This window comes from Falsibacillus albus, from assembly GCF_003668575.1.
In the GTDB taxonomy this organism is placed as follows: domain Bacteria; phylum Bacillota; class Bacilli; order Bacillales; family DSM-25281; genus Falsibacillus; species Falsibacillus albus.
On the sequence record NZ_RCVZ01000013.1, the window covers coordinates 1 to 11898 of the forward strand.

12 protein-coding genes and 1 pseudogene are annotated in these 11898 nt (G+C 38.5%); 6 read left to right on the forward strand and 7 right to left on the reverse strand.

The window, feature by feature from the left end; genetic code table 11:
* On the reverse strand, positions 1–246 hold a 246-nt coding region (locus tag D9X91_RS16450), incomplete at its 3' end, for a hypothetical protein (RefSeq protein WP_148709083.1).
* A gap of 77 nt (positions 247–323) precedes the next feature.
* Here D9X91_RS16450 and D9X91_RS16455 point away from each other — a divergent pair.
* Entirely contained in the window at positions 324–1370 is a 1047-nt protein-coding gene (locus tag D9X91_RS16455) for an LCP family protein (RefSeq protein ID WP_121681749.1), read from the forward strand.
* Positions 1371–1464: 94 nt separating this feature from the next.
* On the opposite strand, the gene D9X91_RS16460 is transcribed toward D9X91_RS16455, so the two are convergent.
* Positions 1465–1998, reverse strand: coding sequence for a DUF4269 domain-containing protein (locus tag D9X91_RS16460; protein WP_121681750.1), 534 nt, complete (start codon positions 1996–1998; stop codon positions 1465–1467).
* A gap of 231 nt (positions 1999–2229) precedes the next feature.
* Here D9X91_RS16460 and D9X91_RS16465 point away from each other — a divergent pair, with 231 nt between their 5' ends.
* Positions 2230–3027 carry an HAD family hydrolase gene (locus D9X91_RS16465; protein WP_121681751.1) on the forward strand — a complete coding sequence of 266 codons (798 nt, stop codon included), beginning with the start codon at positions 2230–2232 and terminating at the stop codon, positions 3025–3027.
* 470 nt (positions 3028–3497) lie between these two features.
* On the opposite strand, the gene D9X91_RS16470 is transcribed toward D9X91_RS16465, so the two are convergent.
* Complete coding sequence (locus D9X91_RS16470; protein WP_199738131.1) at positions 3498–4031, reverse strand: chloramphenicol phosphotransferase CPT family protein; 534 nt, start codon at positions 4029–4031, stop codon at positions 3498–3500.
* 190 nt (positions 4032–4221) lie between these two features.
* On the opposite strand from D9X91_RS16470, the gene D9X91_RS16475 reads away from it, so the two are divergent.
* A complete protein-coding gene (locus D9X91_RS16475) occupies positions 4222–4770 on the forward strand; it encodes a TVP38/TMEM64 family protein (protein WP_233569827.1) in 549 nt (182 codons plus the stop codon).
* Between the two features lie 118 nt (positions 4771–4888).
* Positions 4889–5191 (forward strand): hypothetical protein, encoded by a 303-nt coding sequence (locus D9X91_RS16480; RefSeq protein WP_121681752.1) that lies wholly within the window; start codon positions 4889–4891, stop codon positions 5189–5191.
* 695 nt (positions 5192–5886) lie between these two features.
* Here D9X91_RS16480 and D9X91_RS16490 read toward each other — a convergent pair.
* Entirely contained in the window at positions 5887–6237 is a 351-nt protein-coding gene (locus D9X91_RS16490; RefSeq protein ID WP_121681754.1) for a VOC family protein, read from the reverse strand.
* A 407-nt stretch (positions 6238–6644) separates the two neighbouring features.
* Positions 6645–7061, reverse strand: a pseudogene (locus tag D9X91_RS16495) (hypothetical protein); the annotation flags it as partial.
* 940 nt (positions 7062–8001) lie between these two features.
* Between D9X91_RS16495 and D9X91_RS16500 the strand changes: the two are divergent.
* Positions 8002–8868, forward strand: a complete 867-nt coding sequence (locus tag D9X91_RS16500) for a serine/threonine protein kinase (protein WP_121681755.1) — start codon at positions 8002–8004, stop codon at positions 8866–8868.
* A 254-nt stretch (positions 8869–9122) separates the two neighbouring features.
* Here D9X91_RS16500 and D9X91_RS16505 read toward each other — a convergent pair whose 3' ends face one another.
* Positions 9123–9683, reverse strand: coding sequence for a GNAT family N-acetyltransferase (locus D9X91_RS16505; protein WP_121681756.1), 561 nt, complete (start codon positions 9681–9683; stop codon positions 9123–9125).
* A gap of 162 nt (positions 9684–9845) precedes the next feature.
* Between D9X91_RS16505 and D9X91_RS16510 the strand changes: the two genes are divergently transcribed.
* Positions 9846–10709, forward strand: coding sequence for a CPBP family intramembrane glutamic endopeptidase (locus D9X91_RS16510; RefSeq protein ID WP_121681757.1), 864 nt, complete (start codon positions 9846–9848; stop codon positions 10707–10709).
* 337 nt (positions 10710–11046) lie between these two features.
* Here D9X91_RS16510 and D9X91_RS16515 read toward each other — a convergent pair whose 3' ends face one another.
* Positions 11047–11892 (reverse strand): AraC family transcriptional regulator, encoded by an 846-nt coding sequence (locus tag D9X91_RS16515; protein WP_121681758.1) that lies wholly within the window; start codon positions 11890–11892, stop codon positions 11047–11049.
* Between the last annotated feature and the right edge of the window lie 6 nt (positions 11893–11898).

Below are 11898 nucleotides of genomic sequence, written 5' to 3' on the forward strand. Positions count from 1 at the left end.
CACGACGGGCATCAGATCCGCTTTCTGATTCCCTTCAACTCGATTTTTCTCTGCGACGGGCATCAGATTCACTTTCTGATTCCCTTCAACTCGATTTTTCTCCACGACGGGCACCTGGTTCCCTTTCTGATTCCCTTCAGCTCGATTTTTCTCCGCGACAGGCATCAGATCCGCTTTCTGATTCCCTTCAACTCGATTTTTCTCCGCGACGGGCACCAGGTTCAAAATTTCGATTATTTTCGCCACAATATTCCCTTAAAGTGAAACTTAATGTATAGGTAAATCGTCTAATTTAAAGACTCTAAAAAAGAGGGGTAACTAGATTGGTAGATTCCAGACATGACAGAAAAAGAAAACAGCGAAAAAAGAGACGATGGCTAAAAAGAATTTTATTCATACTCACGATAATCTTTCTCGCGATTGTTGGGTATGGTGTGTATGTATACTATAATGCCATGCAGGCCATCAACGAGTCACAGGTTGATTTAAAAAGACAAGGGAACAAATCAGAATTTCGGGAGAAAGCCGTTGATACGGCACAAGATCCGATTTCCATTTTGCTTTTGGGAGTTGAAACATATTCCACGAATGGCAGAGACGGCAGAGCGGATACCGAAATCTTAGTGACGATGGATCCAAAGAAGAAGAAAATGACAATGGTCACCATTCCGCGCGATTCAAGAGTGAACATTGAACATGCAGGTGAATGGACCGGGGTTCATAAGATCAATTCCGCTTATACATACGGATCATTAACGCATTATGGAGAAGACAAACTCCAGATCGAAACCGTAGAAAAGCTTTTGAATGTGCCGATTGATAAATTTGTTTCCGTCGGATTTGATGGATTCAGAGACATTGTTGATACACTTGGCGGAGTGGATATCGATATTAAAAAAGGGTTCTGGGAAAGGAATATTTATGATAATGATAAGAAAATTTATTTCAAAGCAGGACAAGCCCATTTGGATGGGGAAGAAGCACTCGCCTTTGTTCGGATGAGAAAGAGGGCGGTCAACGTCTCCTACTCTAGGGAGGAAAGACAAAGACAATTCTTAAAAGCCGCCGGCGGTCAAGTCCTCTCTGCAGGAAGTCTTTTTAAAGTTGGTGAAATCTCGGACATTCTAGGGAAACATGTAGATACCAACTTGAATGCGAAGGAAATCTATGACTTAGAAAAGCAATTCTCGTCAATGAAGGAATCCTCCATCACCACCTTGACCATTGATGGACAAAATCAACGGATCGGCAAAACCGATTATTTTATTCCAGAAATGAAAAGCTTACAAGATGTCAGCGATCGTCTCCGTGAATCATTAGGATTGGATCCTGCAGCCGATTTTGAAACGAATGCCGATATCCCTGAATAGTCGTGAAGCAGCAACCACCTAGGTTCACCAAGGTGATGCTGCTTCTTTTGTTGTTTAACACTAGCGGACACGCTGCTGGAGTATGGTTGATTCCTTAAATCATCCCCATGCGTTTACCGTATTCGATCAGACTCTCATAGGGATCGATTCCTTCTAATTGTAAAACCACGCAAAAAGCAGGCTCTGTTTTCACTCCTTGTTTCTTCAAGGCGATTACTTTTTCTCGACTCCCTGGAAACTGATGCAATATCGAGTTTTCAATGATCATATGGAGATAAGCATATTGTTCTTTTACAGGCTGGGGTTGGGCAAACAATTCGAATTCGAAACCATCGAAATTAAAATTGGCTTTAACGACCGGGCGTTCCCTGATCACCAGCTTTTTTACAATATAGCTTTCTTTGCCCCCGTACAATTCATTTACCTTTTTCTCAAACTCCTGTAAATCGTGAACCTCCATAATTATATCCAAATCAGAACCGGCTACATCAATTCCAATCGGAAGTGTTCCGCAAAGTGTGGGGTGATACTCCCGCAAGCTTTCCATGATCCCTAAATTTGTAATCGCCTTGTACGCCTGATTTTGTTTTTCATTTCCCGCTCGCAAGTAATTTATATTTTCGAACATAAAAGGTCTCCTGAAATTATTATTCATGCTTGCTTCTTCATCCAGTCAGTGATGGTATCCTCGCCCACCAGAAAGAGCGATGCAGCATATCTCTTCCAACTATTTAATTATTCTTCATAAATCCTTTATTTCCCTTTCTCCAAAAAAACACTCAATCTATACACTGAGTTTACTAATCTTTAACATTCACCTGTTAGGATGGGGTCAACAGCGAAAGAGGAGGTAGGATACATGAATGTGCGTGCAGTATTTATTGATATGGATGGTACATTGTTAAAAGCCTCAAACGAAATTTCCCAAAGAAATATCGAAGCCATTAATAGGCTCGTTGAACAGGGGGTCCAGGTGTTTCTAGCCACTGGCAGACACTATGAAGTGACCGCTCCCTACCATAAACAAATCGGATTGCGGACGCCGATGATCTGTTTGAATGGCGCCTCGATTCACGATGCAGAGACAGGAAAAGCTACGCAAATGAAAACGGTCCGATTGGACGATGAGCGATTTCATCATCTGACAGCTGAACATCCTTGCAACGTGATTGTTCATACTTCGGATGGGCTTTATTGTAAGGAAACGAATGAAGAAATAGATTACTGGACAAAAGTCGGAAAAATTCCGCCGCGGTATATTGGAGATTTAAGAAAGGCAGCCTATCAAGATGTTTTGAAATATAGTGTTCGAACAGGTACACCAAGTCTTGAATTATCCGCTATGTTTCATCAGGAAGCTGAAGTGATCGATTGGAATGACGGATTTGAAATATTGGCTCCGAAGGTTTCCAAATGGTCTGCGATCAAAAGCTTGCTTGAGGAACATGGAATTAGTCCAAAGGAAGCGGCAGCGATTGGCGACGGGCCAAATGATATCGAAATGCTGCGCAACATCGGCACTGGTGTCGCCATGGGGAACGCCGGCGATCAGGTGAAGGCAGTCGCTGATTTTATTACAGGGCACCACGAAAATGATGGGTTGGCAGAGTTTATCGAACGTTATTTGATTAAATCATATGAACCATTTGCGATTTAACATTTTATTCGCACACAAAAAAGCTTGGGAAATTTCTCAAGCTTTTTTGTCTGCCATAAGTTAATTTAATGGACCCGATACATCAATACATTTTCCACTATACGCATTCATTTTGACTGTAGGCTCTTCCCCTTTAAAAAACAATGTAACCCTTAGTTCTCTTTGATTGGTCAATTGATTTAGTAAACCATTCTTCTTTTCAATCCGTGTATCCACCCTTTGGAGGTCGTTTAAAGTATTGTTAATGGGCTTTATCCCGATTCGTTTTGGGGGTTATTCACACAGACAATCGCTTGTTTTACTGCTCCCCCCGTTGTCATTACTGGTTTTTGATATTCAAAAGCAAAGAAAAAAATAAGTAAAATGACCATTCCTAAAATAACTTTTTTGATTGATATTCGCTCCAATCAATATCAAATGAAGAAATATTTACAAGTCACCACTGTATCCCTATTCACACCCACTGGCTCTCACAAAATGATTTTTTCTATTATCATCCGTACACATTCTTCTGTCGATGCCTTGGTTGTATCGACTTTCAAGTCATAGTGCATACCCTCATGAACGATAGTGGCTTGTGATGCGGCCATTCCTTCATTGCGGTCTCCGCGTTCGCGTTCACGGGCGGATGCCACGACGGGATCACAGTAGACACCGACCCACAGTACCTGCAGCCCTTCCAAGTTGGCTTTCCAGCGGTTGCAGCTTTCGACTCCTCTAAGGAAGACATCGTCAACAATGACACTGGCCCCCCTTCTGGCCATCTCACCGATTCCTTGCATCCATGCAGTTTCCAATGTGCGAAATTCTGTTCCTGGACTAACTGATCCATCTTCGCCGAATTGTATGCCGCTGTTTGATGAAAACATTGCATCAGGCATCGCGTCTACCAAATCGTCGATGCTGAACCTTAGCCATGGCGTTGGCAATGTATTTTGAAGACATTTTGCGAGCGTCGTTTTCCCAGAGCTTGATCCGCCATTGAGAATAATGATGTCCGCCATACGATTTCCCTCTCTTTCGTACAAATGAAAATTTTTCCTTATTTATACAAATTATTTCAAATTTTCTTAACTATTGTCAATGTGATATTGATGCAGCATAAACCAAATAGGAATTTGTCATTCTATGATAAAATCAATGAAGAGTTGTGAAGGAATGTACAAGGATTAGAGCTTTAAGGAGAGAAAGCAGTTGGAATCGTACCTCATAGATTTATTGAAGGCGTTGGATGATTATGCAATTGTGTTCAGCGTGATATTGAATATTATGATTAGCGTATTAGGTGTTGTACCAAGTTTTTTCATCACTGCCGCCAATATCAAGCTCTTTGGTTTTGAAAATGGATTGATCATTTCCATTTTAGGAGAAGCACTTGGGGCAATCGTCAGCTTTTATTTGTATCGAAAAGGCATGAAGAAACTTTTGGATACTCCAAAAATAAAAAACAAATATATAACCGAATTAACGAAATCAAAAGGCATCAAAGCATTTTTTATGATTATTGCCCTCAGAATATTTCCATTTATTCCATCGGGTCTTGTTACATTGGCTGGTGCAATTAGCAAGGTAGGCATGATGAACTTTTCTGCTGCCAGCACAATCGGAAAAATACCTGCCCTTGTGATAGAAGCCTATTCTATTCAGCAAGTACTGGTCTGGAATTGGAAGGGAAAAGTAATTCTATGTTTATTTTCTATTTTAATAGTATGGATTGCATTTAGAAAAAACAGAAAAAAATAAATCATCCTTTTTTTCCCGCACGGCAACCCGCCGAAAGGCATTCAGACTCTCTATTTGCCTTCCATGGGTAGTACGATCAATGTGGATGTTTTATAATATTAAAAAGGAGGTGAGATAAATGGAGAAGCAAATTATCGGGATGTTAGTCGAACTCCAAACCAAAATGGATGAGTTTGGAAATAAGCTTAGTGAAACTCAGGCTGATGTAAAGAAATTGAGCCATGATCTATCAAATACACAAAAAGATGTCAAACATATTAAGCAAACAGTCAATAGGATTGAAGCATCACAAACAGATGATGTCATAGCCATGTTAAAAGTGAGCAAACAAAACGCTGAAACCGATTTTCATTATTTGAACACCAGAATAACCAATATCGACAAACGAGTATTCAACCTCGAAAATCGAGCTGGAAGTTGATCGTCAGCAGATAACAACATTGACGGTGACGAACTTCTATCTATGCTTTTCCCCTCTCAACATGACCAACACTTATTCTCCGCTTTTACGTCGTTTTAAGTTTTTCCTAGTTCTTTGTGAAATGCATTTCAAATTTTTTTATGTTTCCAAACGAACATAAAAAATTGGTTCGCCATCTTCATTAAGTCCAATTAAATTTGCTTTTCCATATGTCCAAATGACATACCAATAAGACCCTCCATTTTGCTTTAAAATTTTGGCTTTAAACGTTGTTCCTTCCTCCTTTTTTTAATTGGACCTTTTTAATTCTCGGGTCATTTATTTGACCAAAAAGCACTTCATTTTTTTGTCCTTTATGCGTAAATCCAAATGATAATTTTCCAGTGTTATTTTCCGAAACATCACTTACCATCTTCCATTGGTTATTCACTTTGCTGTATTCTGCCGCGCTAATCTTATAGTTTTTATCAGATAGATATAAAACAATATCTTCGTCGTTAACCTTCAAAACCTTAATGATTTCACTTTTCGAATGATGTCTTTTGAATGTATCTTGTAAGCTTTTTGTATGGCTGCAGCCAGCTAGTAAACACAGTAAGCTAACTAGTAAGCACAATTTTTTGTACTGCCTTGCTACGTTCCCGTATCCTCCTTTACAAACCAAAGAGGTGCAGCATGCACCTCTTTGGTTTAAGTTAACACTGGCAAATCATCAAATGGTTGCCATCAGGATCCTTGAAGTTGAACCAATGGTTATGTTCGATTTCAGTTGTCAGTTCTACATTTTTACTTTTCATATACTCATATGCTTGTTCAATGTTGTTCGTATTCAAATGAAACGGCGGGGCTTTGAATATATGGTCCTCTGAATAAATCTTGCTGTCCAATACGATTCCCGTCCCGTTCATGGGGACGATATATAAATGACCGAATAAGATTTCACCATCTGCTGGCAAACCTAATATGTCACAATACCAATTGCGGGCTTCTTCAATGTTGCTCACAGGAATAAACACAGTACCGATTTGATTTAGAATAGGGTTCATGGTTACCTCCAAATTTTTCTATATACTTTTATTCGATATACAGTAAAAAATCCCCTTCTTGTGGAACTATCCACTTTTGTGTCCAAAAAATAACGGTTCTTTTCGTAAGATTGTTGCTAATTATCAAGGTTGTGCAAGGTGGATTTCCGCGGAAGGATGCTCGCTTTCCAGGGGACCTCACACGAAGTGAGGTCGTTCGATGTTGGTACAGGACGTGCCAGACTTAATCGTACATCCGCCTTACCTCTCCTCGCTCCGCTGCGGGGTCTCCCCTGTCCCGCTTCCCCCCCCCCTGGAGTCTCGCACCTTCCGCTCCAATCAACACAATAAGATGAAAATCAGACAAGCAAATTAAAAATCTTTACCTTTTTAAAACATATATCTAAACAAAATAGCCATTCGTCAGTTTATTCATGAATATTCAGCAATTTGATTAATTTAATGATTTTTTCATCGTCACCTGGATCAACATACACTAGTTTCGTATTTTTAATAATATCTGTGTAGAACTCTTTGCCTGCAGGGTATTTGCCATCCCAACGTAAAGGAACGTTGTATACATTTATTGTCCCATCTCCATTGCCGCTATATGTCACTGAACCATCGACCAGACGGGAACCGGCTAACTGGATGACATCTTCCGGGTAGACAGCACTTGTTTCATCATCCGGGTTGAGTGGCTTCCCCGCTTTCATATGCCAAACATTCAATTCATCGAGCTCTTGATTGGGTCCTAGCTGCAGCCATACACGGGCGTATTCAATTTGCGCGGCGGAATATTGTGATAGCGTATTTGTCTTTTCTTTCTTTCCTGAATTTGAGTCACTATTTTCATAATCTTGTATTAAGGTCACAGAGAAATCACGATCAGTTGATACCCAATTGATCGAATCGATATGTATCTTAGGGTTGATTTTAGGGAGTTCATCCATGATTTGTTTAGCCGTTTCCGAAATGGCTTCCGTTTCTTTATAAACCTTTTTATAACCATTTCGAAACATATTATCGATTTCTTGGCTATACTCTTTCGTTTCCGGGAGAATGTTTACTGTATAGTTTGTCCTTCCCGTGTCTTCATTTTCCCAAGAGTCCGTTTGATAATGAGTGTTTTCAATCTGGTAATTTTCATTCAAATATTCCTCTATGTCAAAGTCTTCTGTCCGATTCTGCTTTCCTTTTTCAGTCTTGGTATCACTTTCGGATGATTGGTTTTCTGCATCATTTTCTTCTGTGCTGTCTGTCATGGAGGCGCCAGAAGCATCGGGTTGTTCAACACGTTCATCAGGGGGCTTCGAACAAGCTCCCAGCAATATGATTAAGATTGCTAGTATACTAACATTTGAAATTTTTCTCATGATCTACACTACCTTCTATATATACTTTTGTGCCTAGGATGCAGGAATAAGATATTACCAATTATTTCAAAGTGAGGTGAGTTTCTCAAGAGAAACATCAAAAACAAAAGACCTTTTCGTGAAGGTTGCTGGTAATTTTCAAAGTTTGTGGAAGGTTTATCTCTTATGCAGGATGCCCGGCTTCCGCCTGCGATTATGAAAATTCAGTTCTTCATTAAGGGCAGATTAGTTGAAGAAGGATTTTCTTTTCCTTGTGAAGAAATCATCATGGTGGAAGAGTAGAATTTATCGTGAATATGAAAGGTGTGATGTCATATGAAAAATTCAAAATACTACATAGAGGTATATTACATTTGAGTGGCGTATCATTCCTCTATAAACTACGGACACTTAATAGAAGGGGTATAATTTGATACAAGTATTCATTGGTAAAAATAAAACATCATTAGAACTAAAAGAATATCATAAATTCGATTGGCTAAATGAAGTAGAAGTATTTTCGATTTTTAATCAACAAGATTCAGGAAACATCAGTTTTGGAATACAAGAGAATAATGAACGATATTTCGTAAAGTATGCTGGTGCAAGAAACCTCGAATATACGGGTGAGATACAAGCAGCGATTCAACGCTTAAAAGAAGCAGAAGAAGTCTATCGACATATTGCTCACCCACACCTGACTCCTTTCTTAACGGCATTTCAGACAGAGCGAGGTTATGGATTGAAATTTAAATGGGTGGATGGAGAATGTATGCATAATCACTGGGATTTTACTCCTTTTGAAAAGTATAATTCACCTGATTCCCCGTTTGTTAAACTGAGAAATTTACCTTTACAAGAACGTATTTCTTTATTGACTCAAATATATGAATTTGCCACATTCGTTGAAGCCAAAGGATATGTTATGGTTGATTTTTATGATGGTAGCATACTATACGATTTTAATAATGGTGAACTACACATTTGCGATATAGATTTTTTTAGAAAAGGACCTCTTTTTAATGATATTGGTGAGGATTTTTGGGGTTCGAGTCGCTATAAAGCACCAGAAGAATATCAATTGAATGCTGCAATCACCAGTGCTACTAATGTATATACTTTAGCAGGATTAGCCTTTGCTTTTATTGGCGGAAGAAGTGATAAAAGCTTCGAAAAGTGGGAAGCATCAAGAATTCTTTATAACATATGTATCAAAGCATTGGAAAATAATCCTTCAAATCGGTTTAATACAATTAGTTCGTTTTATCATAAATGGAAAGAATCACTTTCATTATAAATAGCACGAAGCGAAAAAGAGTTGCTCAATTTTCATTGAGACAACTCTTTTTTTAATGAGAAGAAGAAAAAATTGAGTGCCAAGAAAAGTTTGTGAAGCATTGTACTTTAGCTAACAGGTGAGTTAATTGAATAAGAGCAGCACATTTAATAACAAAAGTTTGGGAACTCCCAAGCTTTTGTGGTGTGTTAATTGTAATGTTAATTCCCTTGTTATTTAGGCTGCGAATTTAAGTTTTCTCCACGTTATCGGAACTACTTACTTTTAGAAGAAGATGCCAAATCGCTGCTTTTGATCCGCCATATCATATGGTCGTATCCTTCGCCCCAATAATCCTTTAACCAATAAGCAGGTTCGCCAAATTTCTTTTTCCAGATCTTCTGTGCCCGGGCATATCCACTATCCAAGCATAGCTCTTCGATGCCTTTATTTTGTAAAGCATGATACATGGCGTTCAATAGCAGGTTCCCCACACCCATTCGCTGAAAGTCGGGATGAACAAATACGGTTCCCAATTCCATCAGCTCTTTGAAGGAATTGTTGGTGCACGTGCAAATGAGATCACTTGAAGGACCATATTCAATGGAACCAATGATTCGATCACCATCTAAAGCAATCAAGAAATATCGCTTCTCACCATTGTTTTCGAAATCACTGTCCAAATACTTTTCCTTCGCTTCAATTTCAGCATGAAGATCATCCACCATCTCGGCGATTCCTTCATTAATGAACGTGTCTGTAATCACGGTTTTAAAAAATGAATTCACTTCTTTTTTGTCTTCAACTCTTGGTCTTCTGATTTCTACGTTAAGCACTTCAAACACCCTCCTCAATTCTATCACTCTTCTTTTGGATCACTGCTGGGACGTGATATTCTTCAATCCATTAACTTTTTATTTTGTCATTCAAATTCATGGTAAAATATGTATAGCCAATAAATATTTGCTGTCGTTCCATAAACTATTGGAGGATAAACTGTGTTAGGACTTAATCAAGCAAAAATTGAAAATATTGATTCGAAAGTATCGTCTTTTCAGAACGTTAAATTCAGGTACCTATTAGTTTGGATTTTTATCGGTTTTATCTCCATCTTTGTTCTATTGAGAGCAATAAGTGGCTTTTTTGGATTTACTTCATTTACGTTTAAATATACAGTTTCCACATTCACATACTTTTACGTTTTTTTATTGTGCTACAGAGTGACCCAACAAAAGTCAATTAGCTTTAAAAATCTATTTGTCTTGAAGGCAAAAAAAATCAACTGGATAGAAGTTATCGGACTAACCATTCTTACTAAAGTCATTAACATATCACTTCTAGCTTCTGTCTTACTATATATTGTGTATTACAGTCCACAATATCTTTCAAGTTTTGCATCAGACACAAATACTGTTGAACCTTTAACAAATTTTTTCTTTTTGGCATTTCAAGCAATTGTACTTGCACCGATAATAGAAGAACTCTTTTTTCGCGGAATCCTGCTGCAAAGTTGGGGTGTTCGATGGGGAGTAAAACGGGCGATCATTCTCTCTTCGTTCACCCTTTCAGTTTTGCATTTTTCCTCACAATTTCTTGACCTTTTTGTAGGGAGTATCGTTTTATCCGTTCTATTCCTTAAATATAAATCATTAATTATCCCTATCTTGTTTCATACAATTAATAATCAAATTGCACAACTGACAAATTTCTTTAACCGCGGTTCATCCTCTAATGAGAGTATTACGATTGAACAAGCCAAGGCTGCTGGTTGGGTAGGTGCAATATTATTCATAGTGTCATTTTGTATTTATGTTATTTATCTGAAGAAAAGCAGAATAAAGGAAATGTCCCCCATTGAATGAGGCAATATTTGTTACAGATTGGACGTGCAGAAATGTCCGTTCACTACTCTTAGTAAAACGGTGCCTGCTCCCCCGGAGGTTTTACACCGGCAGACGGGCACCAAAACCAATCCACAACCAAGTCCGCTTCTCAGGTTCAGAACTATGCAATCGTTTCATAATATTTCTTAATTTAATTTCGCTCATATTCTTCCTTTCACAAAAAAATCAACCTATTTCCTTGTAATATTATTATGTAAAAAAATTGAGAATACACTACCCGATCCTTCCTGCAAAACAGGAAGGATCGGGTAGTGTAGAAAAGAAACACAAGAACCCGCCACGCGTTTCTCCTTTCCTATACAGGAATAATGGGAACCCACAATTCATGACGGGGTTTGCGCCCTGGTGCATAATAACATTCAATACACGGTAAGTCAGCAAGTTCATAGCCGGATGTTGGGACCCATTCTGCATATAAACGTTTCCATGCATCCACAATATTCGGGAAAACCGCCCATGTACTTGGTGGAATAATAAGCTCTTCCATTTCTGCTGGAAACTCACCATCATACCTTACTCCCATAAAGTAATTGAATTCTTCATCAGTGATGGCTGCTTGATTTCCGCATACACCTAAGATTCCTTCTAGTGAGCATTTCGGATTTTCCCATGACATATCTATCAGTTCCTGCATAACCCCTTCTTTTTTTGCTTTGCTCCAAAGGGTTGGAATCTTTTTAAAGGCTCTACTTGTTTTTACTGGATTGCTTCTACCTACAATTCTCAATTCAAAATCCAAACTTTCAATCCTATATTCCATTTCTGTATCTCCTTTTATCGTCAATTGAAAAGAGAGCTTTGGATAGGCTTTTAATTGTATCCTTTGATGACGACATTCAGATGGTTTGATTCCATGGGTTTTTTGAAAAGCACGGGAAAACGAATCAGCAGATTCATATCCATATCGATTGGCTATCTCAATAATTCGAATGTCACTCTTTTGCAAATCAAATGCAGCAAGCGTCAATCGCCTGCGTCTAATATATTCCGATAGTGAAACTCCAGTTATTGAAGAAAACATTCTTGAAAAATGAAACTCTGAACAGTAGGCTGCTTTTGCTAATTCTTTATAATCGATTTTCTTATCTAACCTATCCTCTATGTATTCTAATGCATTATTCATTCTAATAAGCCATTCCATATACCT